This window comes from Paenibacillus etheri (assembly GCF_001012825.1).
In the GTDB taxonomy this organism is placed as follows: Bacteria; Bacillota; Bacilli; order Paenibacillales; family Paenibacillaceae; genus Paenibacillus_AQ; species Paenibacillus_AQ etheri.
This window is the reverse complement of sequence record NZ_LCZJ02000029.1, coordinates 34,063-57,505: the sequence shown is the minus strand read 5'-3', so window position 1 is coordinate 57,505 and position 23,443 is coordinate 34,063. Positions and strand designations below refer to the sequence as shown.

The window sequence follows — 23,443 nt, the reverse complement described above, 5'->3', positions numbered from 1 at the left end:
GTTTTTCTGAAAACAAAAAGCATAGCCTTTTTTTATTTTCTTGAAATATTGGTAACACAAAAAACAAAATGGATCAGCAATGGTATCTGCAGCTCATCTGGAGTAACCCTACCCAAATAAAATAAAAACCGCCAAGACCCACTCGACGGTTAAATATTATGCTTTTCACTCCATTGGAGCGTACCAAACTTACTGAGTCTTGATAATCTACGTTTTCGATCCATTTTTTCCCAATTCGATCGTGTCCAAGTTAATTTTTGATTTAGATACAGAAATTCAGGGTTAAAATCACCATACCCGATAGGAGGGAAACTTATTTGCTTTTGACCTTTGTTTTGAATATCAATTCTAAATAAAATCGGCAGTGCCCTCTTGGAGGGTTTATTTGACCATTCTATTTCAGGTGACCTGGAAACAATTACATTCTTATCGCTCTGCCATGTAAAACTTAGATCAACAAAATTTTCGGGTGTCAAAATAAGAGATTGCAAAGCAGGGAGTTCTTTTACTTTCAAATTTTTGTTCTTGAATCCAAAGATCATTCTACCGCCCGCCACCTTGAATATATCCCAATAAATTGCTGGTGGGTGCCCATGAAGCAGTTGGATGGACAATATGTACTTTTTGCATGAGCAATGAGTGATCCCTGCAAACAAAATAGAAAAGTTGGGATCAATAAAAGTCTCTGCACCTCACCACCTCCAATTCAATGTGATTTTCCCTAAAATTGATCTATATATCCTTTTAAAAAGACCCTTTAAATAAAAAGTCCTGAACTTGACTTTCCATGTAGAGTAGAGAAATGCAAGTTAGCCACACTCAATGTGTCATAATAAACTATACTTCAACGTGACGTCTGCCGTGGGGAACAATAGCGTCAGATTAGGGTTAATTTATGATTTATCTGACGCTTTTCGCAATTCCCTTGTGATGTCTGTGTTGGGCTCTTTGCTCCATATACTCAGAGCATCGTCCAACGGATAAAACTCTCTTAATCGATACTCCCAACTCAAATCATAACTTAGGAATAAAGCGAGCAATATAGTTTCCAGATTTGGATTTAATTTTACGGGAACAAAAAGTGGACCCTAAGAATTCGAAAGACACGTTTGAATAGTTTCCTTTTCGGTTAGCATCTTTGCAATAAACAATTTTAGTTTTTTGTGGATGGGTGACAAGTTTGTGATTTCTGAATCTTTCTTGGATTTGGGACAGTAACTCTTTCGCGATGGATTCACTTTTGCAATGACAAATTATATCATCAGTGTAACGTTCGAAAGGAATTTTAGGATGATTCTTTTGCATCCACTCATCAAATATATAGTGCAAATAAAAGTTGTTCAGTAAAAAGTTTAGTTTGTTACCTTGTGCGAGCCCCTTCTTTGTCTTGATTAATGCCCCGGTTTTCTTTTGGACAGGTGCTATCATCATTCGGTGTGTGTATAACAATACCCATTTATCCCTTATGTGTTTCTCTAACATACTCATAAGTAATTGATGGTCAATGTTATCGCCAAATTTTTCAATATCCAGTACAAGAGCCCAATCATATCGTAAACACCGTTTTCCGGCCATTTCTATAGCGTCTTCCCGTGCCTGTGATTTTTGCTTATACCCATAAGAGTTCGGATGAAAGAGAACCTCCAATTTGGGGGAAAGTTTATTCTTTAAGACAGTTTGTACAATAAAATCTTTCACAGTTGGAATGCCTATAGGCCTCCATCCACCCTTTTTTTTTGGTATATAGACCCTGCGAACAGGGGAAGGAATATAATTGCCGGATGTCAACTGATCCCACTGTTCATGTACAAATTTTATTCGATTCCGATTATAGTATTGCATTGTCTGACCATCTACGCCTACGACTTTGGTTTTTTTTGATTGTTTGAATGCCTCCCAGAATACTTTCTTTGGTATTTGAAATCGTCTAGTTCTCTCCATTTTTCCCCTCCTTATTGATCAATGGATAACTATAAGAATGTTATATGCACTGGTGTTTGTTTTGCTTGTGTAGCAGCCTATTATGGGATTCGTCTTTTTCTTAATAAAGCGATGATCTTATTCGACAATGTTATTCAGGTATGTCGTTTGCCGAATACCTGTCTCTCGTTTAGAGATAAAATTCTTGATTATATAGGTCATAAAAATAAGTTGCCGTTTTTCACGATACCTTCACATTTAGCACTTTTATCGGGAAGGCGATGCTTAAGAGATTAAATATCCGATCGCCTTTTCACTTTTTATATGTTGTCACTGTCTACTCCACACATGTTGAATCGGTAGCGCAGTTAGTGCGAAAGGACAAGTAACCGGAGATCTATTGGAGGAAATAGTAAGGAAGGGGCGCCCCCCTCTTTTTTTTGAATTTATTGGGTGAGTATGCTTCTCTCTGGGTTATGATATACTTTGCTTTAACATGCTGTAATCGAAGAAGAAGTAAGGGCATAGACAGGTAAGTTTTATTCTACGGGATAAAGATATGTCCCGGTATCCATAGAGAGGTTTTTGATATGACAAAACATTTTTGGCGTGATTTACCACGGCCTTTTTTTATACTGGCGCCCATGGAGGATGTGACGGATGTTGTTTTTCGTCATGTCGTCAGTGAAGCGGGCAGACCGGATGTGTTTTTTACGGAGTTTGCGAATACAGAGAGTTATTGTCACCCGGAGGGGAACCATGCTGTGCGCGGGCGTTTGACTTTTACAGAGGATGAACAGCCCATTGTAGCTCATATCTGGGGAGATAAGCCGGAATTCTTTCGTCAAATGAGCATCGGTATGGCGGAAGAAGGGTTTAAAGGCATCGATATTAATATGGGTTGTCCTGTAGCGAATGTAGCAGAGAATGGGAAGGGGAGCGGCCTGATCTGCCGTCCGGAAACTGCAGCGGATATTATCCAGGCCGCAAAAGCCGGGGGACTGCCCGTAAGTGTAAAAACAAGGCTCGGTTTCAGTAGCTTAGACGAATGGCGCGACTGGTTAACCCATATTTTGAAACAAGACATTGTTAATCTTTCCATTCATCTGCGGACAAGAGAAGAAATGAGTAAAGTAGCTGCTCATTGGGAACTGATTCCAGAGATTAAGAAACTTCGTGATGAGGTGGCACCAGATACACTTCTGACCATAAACGGGGATATCCCTGACCGTCAGACCGGCCTCAAGCTCGCTGAGCAATACGGTGTGGATGGTGTTATGATTGGGCGCGGTATTTTTCATAATCCGTTTGCTTTTGAGAAGGAGCCTAAGGATCACAGCAGTGAGGAATTGCTTGATTTGCTACGGCTGCATCTGGATCTCCATGATCAATATTCAGGACTGGAACCACGTTCGTTCAGACCTCTTACTCGATTCTTTAAAATATATGTCCGTGGATTTCGAGGGGCAAGTGAATTAAGAAATAGCTTAATGAACACAAAGTCAACAAGTGAAGTGCGTACGTTGCTCAATGAATTTGGAAACAAGGAGCATGATGGGGCGGAGGAACGTGGAAATTAAGTTGCCAAGATTGGAGAAACAACAGAGAATTGGAGTAAAAACTGGTTAGTTCGATAGTAAGAATAAATCCATGTAGAAAATAGAAAAAAGACATGAAAAGATTGAGGATCGGATGAATGGAAATGGGAGAAAACCCAGAGCCACAAGCCTTTCCTTTATATTGATGGTTTTAAGAGAATAACAGAGATGTAACAGTTTGCTCAAAAGTATTGTTTATGTTAGTAGGCGGCTTAACTCAGTTGGTAGTCCAATATGCGTTCAGTATGAACATAGCGTTGCGATTACAGATAATGGACCCCAAATACTTATGTGCTATGACGATAGAGCGGCTTGTCTATTCAGGCGACCTTTTTGAATTATCTTCAAAAGGTTGTGGCTCAGTATCCGACAGGCAAAATCGTCATCGTGTTAGATAACACCCGCATTCATCATGCGAAGTTACTACAACTGTTTTCTCGGGAAGAACTCCTTCTCCTGTAACAGCGGTGAGGTTTTTTTGGCGAATAGATGCTGAGGCATTGTGTAATACAAAAGTAAACGGGTAGGAGCCGAATGCTCCTGCCCGTTTACTTTTATTATCTGGCAATGACCGTGAATCGTATTATTGAATTTTCACTTTGTGGTTTTCGTTTACAGGGGTTTTTACATACAGAACTTTCTCTCTCGAATCGAAATAGTAACCACTTTCCTGTTTGTTCAATTCTTCTGCACTGCCGGCTTTGGCATATTTGTTATTAGCCGCTTGCACTTTATTCGGTTCTTTAGCATTATGCAGTTTAAGCGTGTAGGACTTAATATCGGATGCATACTTTTGAGTCTTTTTGTCCTGCTTGAACTCGATGTGGTTACCTTTCTTCTCCACATGGAATTCTGTGACATTATATTCGCCTTGTTTGTAATCCAACGTCTTAGCATCGTCCTCGTAGAAGCTGTAGCTGGCTTTACCGTTCAGGTAAGTGTCAAGAATCAGATTTTCCAGCTTCTTCTCATCCGTGTGCTGCTCTACTTCCTGACGAGGGATGATCGAATTATTTTTCACGAAAATAGGTAGTGTTCCAAGATCAGCTTTAACTGAAATAGTCTGATTACCGTCAAACTCTTCTCCTGTCCAGTAATCCACCCATGTCTCGCCTGCCGGCAGGTACACTTCACGGCTCGTTTGACCTTCTTGTACAACAGGTGCAAGCATGAGTGAATCACCGAACATGTACTGATCTTCAATGTTGTAGGTTTTCGCATCATCCTGGAACTGGTAAACAAGCGGTTGCTGAACCGGTTGACCGTTTTTGGCTGATTTATTGAATTGATTGTACAAGTACGGCATCAGCTCGTAGCGCATCGAAATGTATTTGCGGCTGATATCTTCGACCTCTTTGCCGAATTCCCAAGGCTCCTGTCCGCTTCCGAGTCCTGATTTTGCGCTATTGTCATAGTGGTCTCGGGCAAATGGCAGGAAGGCACCGACCTCGATCCATCTTGCGAACAGTTCAGGCGTCGGAACATTGCCCGGCGATTTCGCAAAGCCGCCGATATCATTGCCGACAAACGGAACCCCGGACAAACCGACGTTGGCATTCATCGGAATCGACATTTGCAAATGCTCCCAGTTACTTACGTTGTCCCCGGTCCAGAGCGCCGCGTAGCGCTGCGTTCCAGCGTACATGTCGCGGGTTAACACGAACGGACGGGTATTCGGTTTATTTTTCAGAGCACCGTTATAAGTTGCTTGCGCTTCATCATGTCCATAAAGATTGTGGTATTCAGTATGCAGTTTCTTCTCTCCATTGTCGCCTTCAAACACGGTATCCAGCGGCATCGTATGGAATGGACCGTCAAAAACAGCAGGTTCGTTCATGTCATTCCAGATACCGTCAACTCCTTCGTTATAAAGGGTACCCAGATTGTCAGCCCACCAGTTGCGGACATCCTTCTTCAGGAAGTTCGGGAAAGCGGATTTACCCGGCCACACTTCTCCAATGAAAGTGGAACCGTCCGGATTTTTCGCCCAATAGTTATTTTGGGTTCCTTCTTGGTACATACGGTAGTTTTCGTCCTGCTTGACAGCAGGGTCATTGATTGTAACCGCGTGGAATCCCTGGCCTTTCAGCGTCTTAAGCGCTTGTTTATATTGATCGTTCCAAGTGAACACGCGGTAGCCATCCATGTAGTCGATGTCAAAATGCATCGTATCGAGCGGTATTTGTTTCTCACGGTATTTATTGGCCACATCCACCAGTTCTTCAGGAGTATATCCCCATTTACTTTGATGGAATCCAAGTGACCACATCGGAGGAGTTTCCGATTTTCCTGTAAGCTCAGTATATTGATCGATCACATCACCGATCTCCGGACCGTTGATGAAGTAATAAGTAAGCGTGCCGCCGTTGGCGTAGAAATAGTAATAATCGTCTTTTTCACTGGCCATTTCATAATAGGAGCGATACGTGTTGTCGAAGAAAATACCGTATGCTTTTGTATCTTTCAGACCTATGAAGAATGGAATGGACGTATACAGATATTTTGTATCCTTATTATAGGAATAAGCGTCCGTATTCCACATGCCAAGACTTTTGCCGCGTTTATTCAGCCCTCCTGATTGCTCACCGAATCCATAGAAATTTTCACTGGCATCGGTTTTCTTGAATACATATGGCTTCCCGTCTTCATAGCCTACACCTTGTGCTGCATCTTCGTTTATAACATTTCCCTGATTGTCCAAAAATTTGACACCGAACGGACTTTTATTAATTTTCACTGTAATTTCATTAGTAGATAGAGTGTATTCTTTATCCGTTTCTTCGGTCTTAAATTCAGGTGTTTCCCAATCCTTCTTAGCAATACCTGGGGAGATAAATTCTTCTTCACCGTTTTTCACTACCGAGACTTTCGCCATATCTTCATCGAATAGGCGGATATAGCCTTGGAAGTCGCCCAGGTTTAACTTCACTCCGTTCTCCAAAGCTTCTAACGATTGTACGGATAGTGGCTTAAGATTCTGTTTGTCCAGCGGGGTATCCGCTTCAGGCTGCGTTATCGCAGCAAAAGCCACGTTGGCCGGAAGCGCGACCGCGACCGTTCCTGTCAGCAGAGTTAGACACATAGCAGCTTGTGCCAGTTTTTTTGACGTGCTCAAAACCTTTAACTTCTTTATCATAATTTCTCTCCCACTCCGATTTAGTTTAGAAAGCAGGCATACTCTTTTCAAAGTAAAAACTTCGATTTCCGGTGCCTACTACAAAGTTAGCAAGTAAAAACGGCATGAACAATGGGGAAAACCTCCTATGGGCTTCCTTAACAAGTTGATTAACAGGAGAGAGAGGGTTCTCATATAGGTAGATCAATCAAAGCAAAACTAGTCCTGACATGGATTTATGCTTGTTCAAGTTTTTTTTTGAGGATTAAATTTGAAGTTAATCATTACCAAAAATATGTATATATATGGATAAACATAGTTCTATAGGGCTACGGGTTAGACATTTTAAAAAGTACATGATGTGAAGATCAACCTTTTTTATTATTGAATTTCGTAAATTAAGACACTTGAACCGACTAATTTTGGTATTATTGTATGTTTTTGTTAAAATTGAACTTTGACCTTCCAAATTTTAGGTGAAAATTGGAGGGGGTAATATATTATGCCTTTATGAAAATATAAAACACTTTATTGTTTGGGAACGATTACATGTACGTGTTAGCAAAAGAAAAATGTGAGATGGCTTATCATAATTGTTACTTGAGACATTTGATTGTAGAGCTGTTTTTCGGATAATGTTAAGAAACTATGGATAGGAGTGAGAGAAATGAGAAGTTTCAGGATGATGCGGCTGGTCGCGGCTCTTGCGTTCAGCGGGGTTATATTGATGATACCGACTTGTGGGAATGCTGCTGACAACGTTGCTGATTTTCGAAAGGATGTCCATATTCAAAGAGGTCCACTGCTCGAGGAGCTGTCTACGGATAAGGCGGCTTATAAACCTGGAGAGGATATTCAGCTTAATTTGAAGCTAAAGAAGTCTGTACGCAGAGGAACGTTTCATATCCGTTATTTGCACATGGACCGGATCATAAAGGAAGAAAGGCTGGAAGCGGAAGGCGATCAATTGACTTGGAACTGGAGACCGCCTGGGGAAGAAGGAAGAGGCTACTTAGCCGAAGTGTTCTATGAGCAAGACGGTAAAACGGCCGATCAAATGAATATTGCTGTGGACGTTTCCTCCGACTGGGGAAAATTTCCCCGCTACGGTTACTTGGCAGATTTTCCGGCGATGAATCAGGACGAGATGTCCCGAGTTATCGAACGTTTAAACCGGTTCCATATCAATGGCATCCAGTTCTACGACTGGCAATATAAGCATCAAGAGCCTATTCCCTTCGAAGACGGCAAGCCTGTGCGGGAATGGAAAGATATTGCTAACCGTTCTGTAGCGTTCGATACGGTAAAGGGCTATATCGACCTGTCTCACAATCGCAACATGAAGGCAATGAACTACAACTTGCTGTTCGGGGCTTATGCCGATGCGGAAAAAGACGGTGTGAAGCAGGAGTGGGGATTATTCAAGGACCCAATCCATATGGATCAGGATAAACACCCTCTTCCGAAAGAATGGGCAAGCGATATTTATATGTATGATCCCTCTAATACGGAATGGCAGAACTACTTGATCGACAAGGAACTCAAGACGTTTGAGGCACTACCCTTTGATGGTTGGCATGTGGACCAGTTAGGAGACAGGGGCGCACTTTGGACCTATGACGGCAAAAGCATCAACATGGCTGAGACTTATCCTGCATTCCTGAATAAATCCAAAGAGAGGCTGGATGTGGATTATGTTATGAACGCAGTTGGCCAATACGGTCAGGAATTCATTGCCCGTGAAGCTCCCGTCAAGTTTCTGTATACCGAGGTGTGGGGGAATCACCCGGGTTATCAGAATTTGAAAGAAGTGATTGAGGAAAATTCAAAGTACAGCGGGAACCAGCTAAACACGGTATTGGCCGCTTATATGAATTATCATTTTTCTGATTCACCGGGCGAGTTCAATACACCGGGGATCCTGCTGACGGATGCGGTGATTTTCGCTTCCGGAGGATCTCATCTGGAGCTTGGAGAAAACATGCTGTCCAAAGAATATTTCCCTCATAAGAATCTAAGACTGTCTCCGGATTTGGAAGAACAGCTGATCCACTATTACGATTTTCTGGTAGCTTATCAGAATCTGCTGCGGGATCACACGGAAGATTCCATACTGAAAGCCGAGGGAATGGGAGAACTAGCCGTTTCGGATCAAGCCGAGCAAGGTAAAGTGTGGTCCTTCACGAAACGGAAGGATGGTAAAGACATCTTTCATTTCATTAATTTCACAGATGCTTCCACTATGGATTGGAATGATGACAACGGAAAGCAGGCGGAGCAGACAGAGAGGCTGAATGTTAAGGTTTCTGTGAAAATGGAAAAACCGGTTGCCAAAGTATGGTTCGCTTCCCCTGATTATAACAAGGGTTCACCGCAATCTTTAGCGTTCTCGCAGCGGGACGGCATATTGCAATGGGAGCTGCCCAAGCTGAAATATTGGGACATGGCGGTTGTGGAGTATAAGGAGTAGAGGGCTCATTTCCTGCAAATGACATTGGTATTGCATCTTTCATCGTGTACACTCTTAGGAAGAAACAAAATAGGAGGTACTATGTTTCGAAAATTCAGAATATCAAATCGCTTCACGACTAAAATCATACTGATCCTCCTGCTCGTTATTTTAATCCCGATCATTTTTACCAGCTGGTCCTTCTATTGGGTAGCCGACTCCATCCTGAAGAAAAACGTACGGGAGTCCACCCTTCAAATCGCCGAGCAAACGGCGGAGTCGCTCTCTTTTATTTTAAACGTAGGAGTAGATACCTCCGATTTTATTTCCAGCGATCCAAACATTCAACGCGCTGCTTTGCAAGTAAACAGCAGTCCTTCGTACGAAGAAAACAGGAATTTTCAATATATTAATACTTTGCTGAACAACTATGTCTATTCTAATTCCTTTGTCAAAATCGTTTATTTATTGAAAGAGGAGGGTGGAGGGTGGGGCAGCGGCACCTTTTCCGGCTCTGGACTTAAGCAGTTACGTCTTTCAGATATGGAGTGGGTGAAAGACGTCAAAAGAAAAGATGGAGAGCTGGTTTGGCAGGGCCTTCAGTATGACCATTTCAGCGGAGGCGGTGTCAATACGGACCTCGTTTTGCCTGTCGGAAGGGTTCTGAAGGACTTTAATACCATGCGTAATATCGGACTGGTGCAGGTTCAGTTGAACGGGCAGTCGATTCTGAATACGATCCGGCAGCCGAAACTCGGGGTTACGGGAAAGTTTTTCGTTGTGGATTCCAAAGGGAGACTCATGATCGATTCCAACCTCGAAATGATTAACCAGAAAGTGAAGGATCAGGGCTTGTATCAAAGGATTGTGAGCGATGACGCGGTGGAATTTGAGTTTGACATGAAAGGGGTGCCTTATTACGGGGTTAAGCAGCTGCTGAGCAACGGTTGGATGATTGTAGGGACTGTTCCGGTCGAAGAAATCAGCGGACAGCTGGAAAATCTCCAGACCTGGATATTGTTGTCTTCCGCAGTTTTCTCCATGATTGCTATCGGTATTGGGCTTTTCATAGCAGGATGGGTGACCAAACCCGTAAAACAACTTACCCAAAGTATGCTTCACGTTCAACAAGGAGACCTAAACGTAAGGGCGGTCGTTCGAACCTCTGATGAAATCGGCTTTTTGAGCAAGCAGTTTAATAAAATGCTGCAGAAAATCGGGAATTTAATGCAGCAGGTGGAGGATGAACAAAGCGAGAAGCATCATGCTGAACTTCGGGTTGTCATGCACCGGGTTCATCCCCACTTTCTTTATAATACGCTCAGCACACTGCGGTGGCTTATTGATTCTGGCCAGAACGACCGGGCATCTCAAGTTTTGCACGCGCTAAACCATTTGCTCGAGGCTAACATGGGCAAAAGCGGGAGTATGATACCGGTGGAAGAGGAACTGGATATCATCCGGAAGTACTTGATCATTTTGGAGCTTCGCTACGAGAAAACATTTGATCTGGAGTTGGACGTTGAACCGGGTTCTGAGAAGTTTATGATTCCCCGCATGCTGCTGCAGCCATTGGTGGAAAACGCCATATTTCATGGGATCGTACCCAAAAATACGGCTGGCCGGATCTCGATAAGAATTCGTACGTGTAGAGGAGACTTGGAATTTCTCGTAGAAGATGATGGTTTAGGCATTGGGGATGAAAAGCTAAAAGCATTGAACGACCCGGGGACTGCTATTGAAAATGGAGAAGTTGGCATCGGTCTGCGCCATATCTATGACTCATTGCGGCTTTATTATGCCCGAAATTGGGAATGGTCTATCGTAAGCAGAACCGGCCAAGGAACCGCAGTACGCATTTTGTTAAAAAAACTTGTGGAATCGGCATCTGAGAACTAGCAGATCAGGGGGGAATATCATGTATAGAGTTCTTATTGTAGACGACGAGCCTGTCATCCGCAACGGTATCAGTGCGTTTATCGATTGGGAAAAGGAAGGGATGACGGTTGAAGACCATTACGCTAACGGTGAGGAGGCATTGTCTGCTTTAGAAAGTCTTTCCTTCGATATTCTTATCACAGATATCAAAATGCCTTTGCTGAACGGCATTCAACTGATGAAACAAGCGCTGGCGCTTTGCCCTTGGCTAAAGGTGATCCTCATCAGCAATTATAGTGACTTTGAATACGTAAAAGAAGGACTTAAGCTGGGGGCCGTCGATTATTTGTTAAAGCTGACCTTGAAGGGGGAAGACCTTCTTGCCGTCCTTCACCGTAGTATTTCCATGCTGGAGGAAGAAAGGAGAAGGGATTCTGAATGGAATCATTACCAACAAGGGGCTCTCTATCTGGACCGAAAGCGTGTCGAACAGGAAATCAAAAGATACATCGTCCAAGAACAGACCTTTCCTGAGTCTACCGGTTGGGCTCCGGCATGGCTGGAGGATTCCTATACCTGTGTTTATCTTATGCTGGATGCCGCTGAGGAATGGAGAGAAAATTACGGATATTTGTATGTGCAGCTGCTGCTTGAGGAACTGCAGGAAGCGTTTTATTTGCAGATAAGGGAAGGATGCGCACTGCTGGTGTCCGAAAGCAGCCTGTTTGTCATCTTTCCGGATCTCGAAGGGGAGGTTGAACAACAGCTCAGCCATTGGAAGCGGCAGCTCGAAGCGAAATGGGGAATTTCGACGTCGGTCGGCTTCGTCAAAGAGCAAGGAGTGAGCCGAATTCTTAAGGGATATGCCGAGAGCAGTTTGGCCTGCCAAAGACGATTTTTTGAAGGGCTGGGCGGCTTGTATCGAGGGAGCCGATCGGAAACCAATCCTGTTCAAACGTTAACAGATAGAGAACTAAATCATGATTGGGCTCCCTTCTTTGAGATGATTCATAACGGTGATCCGGCTTCATCCGCGGTTAATTTTGCGCTTGAACGCTGGAAGAGCGGGATCTTGAACCCGGGAGAAGTACAGCTAGAGGCGTACACCCTGCTTACAGGCGCTTATCAGCCGCATGAAGACGCAGGAGCCCTACTCTCTGAACGGTATGAACTGCTTTCCAAGACAGAAACATTGGAACAACTGGCATCATTCATGATTTGTGAGCTGGAGGAGATGGGCAAGTCTTTTATTCCTAAATTGTCCGATAACGGTTACAGCGGGCAGCTAATCACGAAGGCGCTGGAATATATAACAGCCCATTATACCGAGAACTTGACGCTCCAAAGCGTAGCGGATATCGTTCATCTCAGTAAAAGTTATTTCAGCCATTTATTCAAAAAACAAACCGAACGAAACTTTATCGATTATCTGATCGAGCTGCGGATTAGGGAAGCGAAGCGGTTGCTTACGCAAAATGACTGCCGGATTTACGATGTGGCCGGAGCCGTGGGATTTAAAGACGTAAAACATTTCAGCAAGGTGTTCAAAAAAATAACAGGACTTACTCCAGTAGAATATAGGGAAAGCATGAAATGACAGTTCCCGCACACCGATTAAGAAAGGAGAATTACCTAGTGGTCATCCGGTGGATATCCTTTTTACTGACTCTAGTGTTAACGGCCGGGTGTGGGAGTCCGTCCGTAATCTCGGATCCAAATAATGTTCAAACGCTCCACGGAAAGGATACAACCGTTATTACCTTCTGGCATACCTATAACGATGCAGAAACCCGGCTGTTAGTGCAAGAATTGATTCCGGCTTTTGAGCGCATGAACCCGGGCATTCGGGTCAATTACATTAACTTAGCCAACAATAATGAACTAAAGTACAATTTGATTGGACGGGCCTCCTCCAATCGTGGTCCGGATGTGGTACGAATGGACATCTCTTGGGTGCCAGAGTTCTCACATAAAGGGCTCCTTGAACCATTAAACGGGTTCCCGGGATTCGAACTTCTGCAGCAAGCGTTTCACCATAAGGACATGAGCGTTGGTTTTTATAAGAATCGATACTACTCCCTGCCGCTTAATTTATATACCAAGTCGGCCATTTTTAACCGGGAGCTTCTGGAGCGGGCGGGATATTCAGAACCTCCACGCACCATGGATGAAGTTCTGGAGCTTGCTTGTACGTATCACTTCACAATTGGCTTGGGGGGATTGGAGGCTTGGGATACACTTCCGTACCTTTTCAGCCTTGGAGGCTCGTTTATGGATGAGAATTCCACCAGGGCTTCCGGATTTTTGAACAGCAAAGCCACCATCCGGGCGGTAGAGAAACTGGTTGGTCTTTATAAGGAAGACCTGATTCATCTTTCTACGGTGACCCTAAACGGCGATAACTGGAGGGAAGTACGGAACGGAAACATGATTTTAACGGACGAAGCGCCGTGGTTTTACAGATTGTTAAAAGACTCGGAAATCAAACAAGCACTTCAGCAGACCGTACCTGTACCCTTTCCAAAGGGGAATGGCCCGTCTTCGATTATTGGCGGCGAAAACTTAGTCATTATGAAGGGCAGCAAACATCCTGCGGAAGCGTGGGCTTTTATGAAATGGATGACAGGAAAGGAAGCTCAGCTGATCATGGCACGAGCCGGTTTAATCCCGACTAACAAGGAGGCGGTTAAAGCGCTGAGTCTAGACAAGGATTTTTACCTTTACCCATACGTGGAAGCTATGGATGATACCTTTCTGAGGCCGACTGTGAAAAACTGGAGCAGAATCGATGAAGTGTATACCTTGTACCTGTATAAAATATTTATGGGTGAACTGCCCGTTAAGGTTGGATTAGATCGTGCGGCGGCTGAAATAGACAAACTATTGGAAGATTCTGATTGACATATCTTATTGAACGCACAGGATCTTAATGTGCATGAAGAGGAACGAATTGGGGACGATAGCTATCATCAAAGAGCGCATACAACACATGTGGAGAATGCAGACGAGCGGGCTCAGGGTAAGATTTCCCGCAGATATGCTGGGTACCAAGTGCAGCCAAGAAAAACGGTCTCCTTGCTTAAAGGCAGGCAGTGGACAGTTAGTTATGAAGAGGGACTGCAGAAGGTATACTACGCTGAGAATTTGATTGCGAACCTTTATGCGATGGCGGATTGGTTCTCTCCTTCGGAGATTGAAGCATAAATTACACCAGATCGATATGTGAACCTGACGGAATCATGAATTTCGTCAGGTTCTTTCTGCATTCTGACTCTTGTTGAATCAAAGCAATCCAATCAAAAATAAAGTTATTTAATTCATTTGTATAAGTATACTTTACCTTTGTAAAAAAATAGTTTATAATTTGATTCATGAGGTGATGGTTATGAAGAAAGATTTTGGTGATTCGATATCAAATAAGGTTTATGAATATCGCGTACTTGCCAGAATGTCTCAGCAAGAATTAGCAGAGAAAGTCGGGGTTTCCAAACAAACCATCTTCGTCATGGAAAAAGGAAATTATGTTCCGACACTACTGTTAGCCTTTCGAATTGCCGAATTTTTTAATGTTGATGTAAACGATATTTTTACTTATGAGAAAGGAAGTGATCATAGTGATTAATTTTTCTGATATCTCTAACGCTATTTTTAACCCGTTAAAGTCTTGGGCTGAACAATCACAAGGAAATTGGAATCTTCTCATTGTTAGCGGTTTTGTATTGGTTTTTGTCGGAGCTATTCTAACATACGTACTACACAAAAAAATGGGTAAAGCTGATGAAAGAACAAAGCAAATATCTTTAAATAGTGCCCTTATAGTGTTATGTGTAGTAATTTTATGCGACGTGATTTTCCCGAAAGAATATATGTGGCAGATTTTCTTCTTATTTAAATATTCTATTGCATTCCTTGCATCAGCAATCTATCTAGCGGTTCGATATAAAAAAGACTTTTTTTAACTAAAGAACGAAACAGGAGGACCTGAGAAATGCTTGTAAATTCAATTGCTAGAAATATAGTGGCTTAGTGGTTTTAAAAGATCTCACTTTCGATTTCAGTCAAGGAGAAATTGTTGGCCTGATTGGAAGAAATGGTGCTGGAAAAAGTACTCTGATGAAGATCATAGTGCAAACGATTCAAATCTATGATGGATTAGTTGTAGACAATAATCAGGCGGTTGAACTGCTAACTGCCATTCTCGGAACGATCCATATTCAAGGTACAATTCATAAGCTGTTACTTGAGGCGTTTCTTGAAGAGTCGAGAACAAAATTGCTGCAAGCGATTCTGCTTGATCCGCAAGCACCAACCTATTATCAAGCTTGTGCAATGATCGATGAAATGTGTGAACTGCAAAAAGATGTGTCTCCAAAACTGGAGTGGAAATAAGAAATAATAAAAATTGCCTCAGTCTGCTGATATTCAGGACTGAGGCCGTTTATTTGATTATTTTGATACACCTAACTCTAATTCTTTATCTAAAAAAGGTTGTACTAAACGACGTACCTCATCTGTTGAATTGGCTTGCATTAATTGATTTTTTAGTTCGATTGCATCAAATCCACGAATATAGATTTTGAAGAAGCTCCGAAGTGGATTAAATAGACGTGGTTCGAGTTCTTTAGAATATTTTTCGTGAAGATCTAAGTGTAAGAATAGCAAATTGAGAAGATCCTCCACGCTATGTTCTTTAGAATCTTTTTCAAAAACATATGGATTGGTGAAAATACCGCGCCCAATCATTACGCCATCAACGCTGTATTGTTCTACTAATTTTAAACCTGTTGCGCGGTCAGGAATATCTCCATTAATCGTTAACAACGTATTTGGAGCAATTTCATCGCGTAATTTTTTTATTTCAGGGATGAGTTCCCAGTGAGCATCTACTTTACTCATCTCTTTTTTTGTACGAAGGTGAATGGAGAGATTCGCAATATCTTGTTTGAATATATGTGTTAACCAATCGCGCCACTCATCAATTTCACTATAACCCAATCTTGTTTTGACACTAACCGGCAACCCACCTGCTTTTACTGCTTGAATAATTTCTGCGCCACTTCAGGATGTCGAATTAATCCAGCGCCTTTTCCATTGGAAGCGACGTTTGATACTGGGCATCCCATGTTGATATCGATACCGCGAAAACCAAGTTTTTTCATATCCATGCTCATCTGTTTAAAATACTCCGGTTTATTGCCCCAAATATGAGCGACAATCGGTTGCTCATCTTCTGTGAATGTTAATCGACCACGTACACTTTCTTTTACTTTTGCTTTAGGATGACAGTAGTTTTCTGTACTTGCGAATTCCGTGAAAAACACATCGGGTTTTGCAGCTGCACTAACCACGTGACGAAATACAACATCTGTGACATCTTCCATAGGTGCTAATATAAAAAACGGCTTCGGTAAATCAAGCCAAAAATTTTGTTCGTTACTCATAATATCTCCTTCTTCTGCAACATTTTGCCCATCATACATAGTATCATTTCTTTTCGTTTAATGCACAGAATTAAAGGAGGCCTCTTTTTTGCATACTGAATTGATATTGTATGTGCTGATTTTAATCTCAAACATTTATCTTTTTTCTATAATCGCTCGGGGTTATACCAGTACTATTCTTAAATAAACGATAAAAATACGAACTACTAGTAAATCCCGTTTTTTCCGCGATATCAACAATGGTACATTCAGAGGTCTTCAGCAGCTCTTTGGCTTTATTCAACCGCATTTCGCTAATTTTATCGGGTAGTGCTTTTGTAGTTAATTGTTTATATAACCGGCTCAAATATATTGGAGACATCGAGAGCTCGTCTGCAATTGAATTTATGCATAGGTTGGAATTGCTATAATCTCGCTCAATAATTTGATGTACTTTTCTAATGAGATCTTCTTGTTTTGTACTTCGTTTCTCTTCGAGTTTTTCACTTATTTCTTCAAATATCTTGAAATATGGAGTGTTGATTTCTTCCATGGTTTCAACATGATTTGGTAGTAAGAACGTTGTATCGAATTCGGGTAATGTTATAATCGCATTGTTCTTTTTTAATGTTCGCAAGACGTTATTAACAGTAAGTGCTAAATGCGATACGACAAGTTGAACAACGGTAAAAGAATATTCTGATATTTCTCCTACGATATCGATATAGATGCTCCGTGCCTTTTCCGCATTTCCTGACATCAAGGATTCAATAAACTGTTTTTCTTTGTGAACTGGAAACATATATTCTTTGGTTTTTAAGTTCATAATGTCAATCGAAAAGAGGATGCTGCCGTATCCTTTGAATAATCGATGGTAAGAAGCCTCAAGTACTTGGTTGTAGACTAAGATGCATTGCTCGATTGATTCCTTCACAGGACTAAAGGTAATCGTGATGGATAATTTTAAATGTTTGGTGATTGACAACTGCATAAGCTCTGCCATTTCAATCAGCGAATCCCGTTCCGTTATATAAAGCGGATCATGAAAGTTTAGCAAAAGTAAAAGACTATCATCCCCCATATCAATGGCTTCGACTTGAAAGATCGGTGAGGAAATTTCTGTACAAATGTTCATTATGGCATATTTGAGCAATTTTATATCTTCTTTGTATTTCTCAAGGACAGTGGGGAATTGATCGATCCTTATCAAAACAATCAGTGATTTACTATTAACCATAAGCTCTGAATTGAAGTAATGTAATTTCTGTTGTAACACCTCAGCATTATTCGTTTCTCTACCTAAAATCGTATTTCTAAGGAAATCCTGCTTGAGAATATGTTGATGGTTACGTCTTTCTGTTTCCAGGGTTTTGAACTTGCGTATGACTTTGTCAATCGGGCGATATACGCTATGGGATAAAGTTAACGAAATCAACAATCCTAAGAGAAGAATGCCAATACAGATAAATAATATTCGATACTTCATTTCATTTATTTCTTGAGTGATATTGCTATAAGGGGTAATCCGAACATATTTCCAGCCTAATGAATCGGGTGTAGTAAACGTTATTAAAGATTTAACTCCATCCACAGTGTCTACAAAATATGTAGATTCTGAAGTATCCTGAATAATTTTCTGTATATAGGTTTTATCAGATATATCAGTTAGCATCTCTTGCTTATCATTACTGGAATATAATATTCCATCCTGATTAATGATAAACGTGTTATTCTCCGAGATCTCTTTCCCCGACTGATCCATTCGCAGGCCTAACCATGATGCCGAGATATTGACAACAACAGCTGTATTTAAATCTTTATTATCATCAATGACGCTATAACATAAGTAAGTGTAGCTTGATACTGGAGTGGTCTGAACCGAACCGATGTTATAGGTTCTGGGAATCGGTTGAAAGGGGCGATGTTCTTTGAATTTCATAAAAAGGTCTAGAATTCCATCATCATCCAGTTCGGACTTCGGTTGAATTCCGCTTCGTGAATTATTGGAACTAATATAGAACTGATTGGATTTCGCATTATATACATAAATGGATTCAATGAATGGTAAAGATGCGCGATAGTTATCAAGTTGTTGCTGTGCAAAAATGACATCATAGATATTCAAGTCCGCATAATACAACAACTTAGATACCGCAGAATCATAGTAAATCTGGGAGGACAGTGAGGTAACAGTCTCTGTCATAGTAGATAATTCTGTTTTAATTTGATTTAGACTATTTGAATCGGAACGATAAACTTGTTTAAGTGCGATGCTTGTAAAGTTCATATAAAGAATAGTTGAAGTTATCAAAAGGGTAATAACAACACATCCAATAGAGCCAAGGAGTATTCGGCTGTAAACTTTTTTATGCTCTTTAGACCACAGTTTTATCATTTGTTGAAACCCCTTTCATCGCTGGTCTGAGTATAAATCATCAGTCTGGTGCTTTCAATCAAATTTATAAATCCAGCAGCCGAAATTAGGTTAAATGTAGTGAATATTCACAAAAGTACAGAAATTTCATACTTCACAAGTACCGAGATTACAGCAATATGTGTCATTGTACAGTATATTATCGAATCCGCTTCTTCTATGATTCGGAAGTAAGATTCACGAGCAATTCTATTCAGGAGGAGGTCAGTCATGTTTAAGAAGAAAGGTTTTTTATATGAATTAAATAAGAATAGAATCATGTTTTTGATGATAGCACCGACACTGCTTTTTTTCTTAATAAATTCTTATGCTCCAATGGTCGGCATCTATTATGCATTCACAAGTTATGATTTTGCAGGTGGTTTATTTGGAAGTCCGTTTGTAGGATTAGACAATTTTAAATTTTTAACGCAATCTGGAATTCTGTTGAAGTTGACAATCAATACGCTTGGATACAACGTGGTGTTTATCATATTAGGGAACGTGATATCTATAGGGGCAGCAATCCTATTAAGTGAAGTCCGAGGGAAGTTATTTAAAAAATTATCACAATCCATTATGTTTCTACCCTACTTCGTTTCGTTTGTTCTGATTAGTGTTTTAGCGTTTAACATGTTTAATGCTGATTCCGGTTTTGTTAATCAGTTACTCAAATCGTTAGGATTTGATCCAGTAGACATATACAATACACCATGGCTCTGGCCATTTCTGATCACAGCATTTTATATATGGAAAAACTTGGGTTATTCCATGGTCATTTATCTTGCATCCATCATGGGAATCAGCGATGAGTATTACGAAGCTGCCAAAATTGATGGTGCAAATATTTTTCAGCGAATTTGGTATATTACCATACCTATGCTGAAGTCAACATTTATCATTCTGCTCTTATTTGCACTCGGAAGCATTATGAAAGGTCAATTCGATCTGTTCTATCAGCTTGTCGGGAACAATGGAGTGCTCTTCAACGTTACGGATATTGTCGATACTTACGTTTATAGATCTTTGAAAGTTAATTTTGATATTGGTATGGCAACTGCTGCTGGCTTGTATCAGTCTATCTTCGGATTTGTGATGATTATGACAGTGAATTATATCATCAAGAAAATTAATGATGATTATGCATTGTTCTAAAATAGGGAGGAGGGATTACATTGGATGACAACATTCTAAGTTCTAGAGTTTTCCGCATGATGGCTTATCTGATCATTACGATTTTTTCTTTGCTCTGTCTCTTTCCTTTCCTTCTGATCATTTCAGGCTCATTGACAGCCAATGAATCCATTATTCGCGACGGTTTTCACTTGATTCCTAAAGTGTTCTCGCTGGAAGGTTATGAAATGGTGTTTATCTTTCCAGCTCAGCTAATCAAGGCTTATAGTGTTACGATTTTTGTAACTGTGGTTGGAACGCTGGTGGGATTGTTTCTTATTACAATGGCAGGTTATGTGCTGCAGAGGAAAGATTTCAAGTATCGCAATCCATTGTCCTTCTTCATTTATTTCACCACGCTGTTTGGAGGGGGGCTTGTGCCCTGGTACATCATGCTGACTACATACTTTGGGCTGGCAGACACCTATGCCGTACTGATATTACCTGGTCTTATGACACCTTTTCTCATTATTTTAATGAAAAACTTTATCAAATCTGCGATTCCGGAAGAATTATTCGAATCGGCCAAAATCGATGGCGCGAACGACTTTAGGATCTACTACAGTATCGTGCTGAAGCTTGCTATGCCTGGCATAGCGACTGTCGGTCTGTTCCTTGCTCTGACGTACTGGAACGACTGGTTCATGTCTTCTTTGTTCATTAATGACGTTAGCATGTATCAGCTTCAATACTACTTGTATAACACGATCAATACCATGATGTTCGTTTCTCAAATGGCCACTGGAACTGGTGTAACCCTAGGGCGTGACATTCCGACAGAGTCGACCAAGATGGCAATGGCGATCGTCGTTACTGGACCCATTATTTTCTTATATCCGTTTGTGCAGCGATATTTTGTGAAGGGATTAACGATTGGTGCGGTGAAGGGTTAGTACCGAAAGCAAACGAAAGGAATTCGTATGCGATCGGCTGACATAGATCATTTAATTAAGGGGAGGGTTAGTATGAGAAAAGGAAAAAAGAAATTGTTAACGATCGGCACTTCTTTATTCTTAACTGCAAGTTTGTTTGCTGGTTGCAGTGGTAATGCCAAAACTGGGGAGACTACGTCAAATACCAGCACGGAGGCTCCAACTGTAAAAGAAGAGGCTGTAAAAGAAGAGACTGTAAAAGAAGCGACTGGAATCGACACATCCAAGAAAGTGGAGCTTCAGTTCTATATGTTGGGCGATGCCCCAAAGGATTTAAAGCTCATTCAGGATGAAGTTAACAAAATGGCATTAGAAGATTTGAATGCAACCGTCAAATTCAACTTCACAACCTGGACAGATTGGGATCAGAAGTATAAGCTTCTGTTGTCCTCAGGGCAGCCGATTGACCTGATCTTTACGGCAGAATGGACAAATTACCAGTCATATGCGATGAAAGGGGCGTTCCTTCCGCTAGATGATCTCATACCGAAGGCTGCGCCTAAGCTACAAGCATATGTACCACAGGATTTCTGGGAAGCAGTCAAGGTTGACAAGAAAATTTACACCGTTCCAGCTATCTGGAAGGAGTATGTAAATGATGGTATTGCCTATCGGGAAGATTTGCGTAAAAAGTATAATTTGCCAAAGCCGGAATCACTCGAAACGCTAGAGCAGTATTTGGATGGCATACGCAAGAATGAACCGGATATGCTACCTCTGGCGGATACTGAGGTTAGTCATGTAGATTCCATCCGTCAAATGACTACTAAAACTGTGAATACCAACGATAAAGTTCCATATGGACTTAGCATCATGTATGACACTCCAAGAGACGTAACCAGCTATTGGGGCTCTCCGCAGCATTTGGAAGATTTAAAAATGTTCAGGAGTTGGCAAGAAAAAGGGTACTTTATGAAAAATATGCTGAATATTAAAGATAGTGGTAGTGATATATTTGCTGCCGGTAAAGCCGCAGCAATTTTGGGAAGTGAGAATCCAAACCGCTTTGGTGATGCTGTTGTCAAAGTGAAATCACTGCATCCGGATTGGGAGCTAGGCTATTCCCCGTATCCGAACATGAAGGGATTCTCTTCACCCGTTCACCCGATTCATAATGGCTTTGCAGTTCCGCGCAGCAGCAAAAACCCAGAGAGAGCTCTTGCTTTCTATGAGAAAATGGTCACGGATAAACGCTACAATTGGCTGACGCAATACGGTATTGAAGGCAAGAATTTTGAAATTGAAGATGGGAAATATTATAAAATGCTTGGTGATGCCCAATCAAATGGATTCACAAGAGAAGGTATGAATGGATGGGCATGGAGAAATCCGGAGTTCATGTTGTTTGATAAGAGCTATCAAGCTGTACTAGACATGTTCGATGAAATGGATAAGATAGCAAAACCGAATATTTTCCAAGGTTTCGGAGAGGATTGGACGTCTTATCAAGCAGAGAAGGCGGCCCTTCTACAAGTTGAAAAGCAATACTTATATCCTTTGAATGATGGTATGGTTAAGGATGTTGAAGCCGGCTTGAAGTTATTTATGGAAAAGGCGAAAAAAGCTGGTCTCGATAAAATTCAAGCGGAATACACGAAGCAGTGGATAAAGTATTTGGATGATAATAACATTAAGTAAGCTAGTCTAGCGTTACTTAGAGAGAACAACAGGACTAACGTCCTGTTGTTCTCTACTACAAAGGTGGAATTTTTATGAAGGTTCATTTTCATGGAACAGCTGCATTTGAAGGAATCCCTTCCTTATTCTGTCATTGTGAGACTTGTAAGCAAGCCAAAGTACTTGGTGGGAAAAATATCCGTACACGCACTTCGGTCTTGATTGATGAAGTACTTAAGATCGATTTTCCGGCGGACACCTTACATCATTCCATTCGTGATTCTGTAGATATGGATAAGGTTCGTGATTTATTGTTTACACATTCACATTCCGATCATTTGTATCCTGAAGATTTACTGATTCGTGCGCTTGGTTATGCTCAATTTAATGAAGAGGAAGAACTTCATCTATACGGTCATGATTTGCCTATTAAGCACTGTAGTCAATTGCTTGCCACGGAAAGGCATCGCTTCCAATTTCACAACTTGAAGCCCTTTGAAACCGTACAAACACAAACAGCTACGATAACGCCATTGCTTGCCAATCATGATTCTAAAGAAACTTGTTTATTGTATTACATAGAAAAGGATGAAAAAGCCATTTTCTATGGTCACGACAGCGGTTGGTTTCCCAAACAGACTTGGGACTGGTTGAAAGGAAAAAAACTGGATCTTGCTATTCTAGAATGTACGACTGGGAATGCCCCAAATTGTGAAGTTCACATGAATGTTGAGGATACTCTAAAAACACGGGAATGGTTAATCGAGAATTTTGTTATGAAAGCAGAAGGGCGAATCGTAGTCACTCATTTCTCTCATAATGCTCATCTGTTGCATGAAGATTTGGTTCATATTTTTGAGCCGAATGGGATTACAGTAGCATTTGATGGGATGCAGCTGGACATATGAGTTAGCGCATAAGTGAAATG

General features: G+C 41.3%; 16 protein-coding genes and 2 pseudogenes. 13 read left to right on the top strand and 5 right to left on the bottom strand.

From position 1 onward, the window contains the following. Positions 1–149 precede the first annotated feature (149 nt). Together UQ64_RS18430 and UQ64_RS18425 are read right to left on the bottom strand one after the other, a co-directional pair. The gene (locus UQ64_RS18430; protein ID WP_209445835.1) at positions 150–614 is read right to left on the bottom strand and encodes a hypothetical protein; all 465 of its coding nucleotides are present in this window, start codon (positions 612–614) and stop codon (positions 150–152) included. A gap of 400 nt (positions 615–1,014) precedes the next feature. Next, the gene (locus UQ64_RS18425) at positions 1,015–1,941 is read right to left on the bottom strand and encodes a reverse transcriptase domain-containing protein (protein ID WP_060625000.1); all 927 of its coding nucleotides are present in this window, start codon (positions 1,939–1,941) and stop codon (positions 1,015–1,017) included. 569 nt (positions 1,942–2,510) lie between these two features. Between UQ64_RS18425 and UQ64_RS18420 the strand changes: the two genes are divergently transcribed. Then, positions 2,511–3,500: a tRNA dihydrouridine synthase gene (locus UQ64_RS18420; RefSeq protein ID WP_060624999.1), complete on the top strand. Its 990-nt coding sequence runs from the start codon at positions 2,511–2,513 to the stop codon at positions 3,498–3,500. A 601-nt stretch (positions 3,501–4,101) separates the two neighbouring features. Here UQ64_RS18420 and UQ64_RS18415 read toward each other — a convergent pair. Further along, positions 4,102–6,654: a glycoside hydrolase family 31 protein gene (locus UQ64_RS18415; RefSeq protein WP_060624998.1), complete on the bottom strand. Its 2,553-nt coding sequence runs from the start codon at positions 6,652–6,654 to the stop codon at positions 4,102–4,104. 646 nt (positions 6,655–7,300) lie between these two features. On the opposite strand from UQ64_RS18415, the gene UQ64_RS18410 reads away from it, so the two are divergent. The 8 genes and pseudogenes from UQ64_RS18410 to UQ64_RS18375 all read left to right on the top strand — a co-directional run bounded on the left by UQ64_RS18410 (position 7,301) and on the right by UQ64_RS18375 (position 15,349). After that, positions 7,301–9,103: a glycoside hydrolase family 66 protein gene (locus tag UQ64_RS18410; RefSeq protein ID WP_060624997.1), complete on the top strand. Its 1,803-nt coding sequence runs from the start codon at positions 7,301–7,303 to the stop codon at positions 9,101–9,103. 81 nt (positions 9,104–9,184) lie between these two features. Beyond that, a complete protein-coding gene (locus UQ64_RS18405; protein WP_060624996.1) occupies positions 9,185–10,981 on the top strand; it encodes a cache domain-containing sensor histidine kinase in 1,797 nt (598 codons plus the stop codon). 19 nt (positions 10,982–11,000) lie between these two features. Beyond that, entirely contained in the window at positions 11,001–12,557 is a 1,557-nt protein-coding gene (locus UQ64_RS18400; protein WP_060624995.1) for a response regulator transcription factor, read from the top strand. Between the two features lie 38 nt (positions 12,558–12,595). Further along, positions 12,596–13,861: an extracellular solute-binding protein gene (locus tag UQ64_RS18395; RefSeq protein WP_060624994.1), complete on the top strand. Its 1,266-nt coding sequence runs from the start codon at positions 12,596–12,598 to the stop codon at positions 13,859–13,861. 96 nt (positions 13,862–13,957) lie between these two features. Further along, positions 13,958–14,161, top strand: a pseudogene (locus tag UQ64_RS18390) (hypothetical protein); the annotation flags it as partial. A 184-nt stretch (positions 14,162–14,345) separates the two neighbouring features. Further along, a complete protein-coding gene (locus UQ64_RS18385; RefSeq protein ID WP_060624992.1) occupies positions 14,346–14,582 on the top strand; it encodes a helix-turn-helix transcriptional regulator in 237 nt (78 codons plus the stop codon). Continuing rightward, entirely contained in the window at positions 14,575–14,919 is a 345-nt protein-coding gene (locus UQ64_RS18380) for a DUF2178 domain-containing protein (protein WP_425339599.1), read from the top strand. The genes UQ64_RS18385 and UQ64_RS18380 overlap by 8 nt, the downstream gene beginning before the upstream one ends. A 67-nt stretch (positions 14,920–14,986) precedes the next feature. Beyond that, positions 14,987–15,349, top strand: a complete 363-nt coding sequence (locus tag UQ64_RS18375; protein WP_060624991.1) for an ATP-binding cassette domain-containing protein — start codon at positions 14,987–14,989, stop codon at positions 15,347–15,349. A gap of 57 nt (positions 15,350–15,406) precedes the next feature. Here the strand turns inward: UQ64_RS18375 and UQ64_RS18370 are convergent. Next, positions 15,407–16,401: pseudogene (locus UQ64_RS18370) on the bottom strand (tRNA dihydrouridine synthase). A gap of 127 nt (positions 16,402–16,528) precedes the next feature. Further along, positions 16,529–18,775: an AraC family transcriptional regulator gene (locus UQ64_RS18365; RefSeq protein ID WP_060624990.1), complete on the bottom strand. Its 2,247-nt coding sequence runs from the start codon at positions 18,773–18,775 to the stop codon at positions 16,529–16,531. Positions 18,776–19,024: 249 nt separating this feature from the next. Between UQ64_RS18365 and UQ64_RS18360 the strand changes: the two genes are divergently transcribed. From UQ64_RS18360 to UQ64_RS18345, 4 genes are all read left to right on the top strand, one after another. Then, positions 19,025–19,948, top strand: coding sequence for an ABC transporter permease (locus tag UQ64_RS18360; protein WP_082651191.1), 924 nt, complete (start codon positions 19,025–19,027; stop codon positions 19,946–19,948). A 56-nt stretch (positions 19,949–20,004) separates the two neighbouring features. Then, complete coding sequence (locus UQ64_RS18355) at positions 20,005–20,859, top strand: carbohydrate ABC transporter permease (RefSeq protein WP_425339602.1); 855 nt, start codon at positions 20,005–20,007, stop codon at positions 20,857–20,859. A gap of 72 nt (positions 20,860–20,931) precedes the next feature. Beyond that, positions 20,932–22,536, top strand: a complete 1,605-nt coding sequence (locus tag UQ64_RS18350) for an extracellular solute-binding protein (RefSeq protein ID WP_060624987.1) — start codon at positions 20,932–20,934, stop codon at positions 22,534–22,536. A gap of 74 nt (positions 22,537–22,610) precedes the next feature. After that, positions 22,611–23,423, top strand: coding sequence for an MBL fold metallo-hydrolase (locus UQ64_RS18345; protein WP_060624986.1), 813 nt, complete (start codon positions 22,611–22,613; stop codon positions 23,421–23,423). Positions 23,424–23,443 lie beyond the last annotated feature (20 nt).

Excerpts from the sequence above, each read along its gene's own strand:
- UQ64_RS18425 (WP_060625000.1), bottom strand. The coding sequence starts at position 1,941 with ATGGAGAGAACTAGACGATTTCAAATACCAAAGAAAGTATTCTGGGAG.
- UQ64_RS18420 (WP_060624999.1), top strand. The coding sequence starts at position 2,511 with ATGACAAAACATTTTTGGCGTGATTTACCACGGCCTTTTTTTATACTG.
- UQ64_RS18415 (WP_060624998.1), bottom strand. The coding sequence starts at position 6,654 with ATGATAAAGAAGTTAAAGGTTTTGAGCACGTCAAAAAAACTGGCACAA.
- UQ64_RS18410 (WP_060624997.1), top strand. The coding sequence starts at position 7,301 with ATGAGAAGTTTCAGGATGATGCGGCTGGTCGCGGCTCTTGCGTTCAGC.
- UQ64_RS18405 (WP_060624996.1), top strand. The coding sequence starts at position 9,185 with ATGTTTCGAAAATTCAGAATATCAAATCGCTTCACGACTAAAATCATA.
- UQ64_RS18400 (WP_060624995.1), top strand. The coding sequence starts at position 11,001 with ATGTATAGAGTTCTTATTGTAGACGACGAGCCTGTCATCCGCAACGGT.
- UQ64_RS18385 (WP_060624992.1), top strand. The coding sequence starts at position 14,346 with ATGAAGAAAGATTTTGGTGATTCGATATCAAATAAGGTTTATGAATAT.
- UQ64_RS18365 (WP_060624990.1), bottom strand. The coding sequence starts at position 18,775 with ATGATAAAACTGTGGTCTAAAGAGCATAAAAAAGTTTACAGCCGAATA.
- UQ64_RS18360 (WP_082651191.1), top strand. The coding sequence starts at position 19,025 with ATGTTTAAGAAGAAAGGTTTTTTATATGAATTAAATAAGAATAGAATC.
- UQ64_RS18355 (WP_425339602.1), top strand. The coding sequence starts at position 20,005 with ATGATGGCTTATCTGATCATTACGATTTTTTCTTTGCTCTGTCTCTTT.
- UQ64_RS18350 (WP_060624987.1), top strand. The coding sequence starts at position 20,932 with ATGAGAAAAGGAAAAAAGAAATTGTTAACGATCGGCACTTCTTTATTC.
- UQ64_RS18345 (WP_060624986.1), top strand. The coding sequence starts at position 22,611 with ATGAAGGTTCATTTTCATGGAACAGCTGCATTTGAAGGAATCCCTTCC.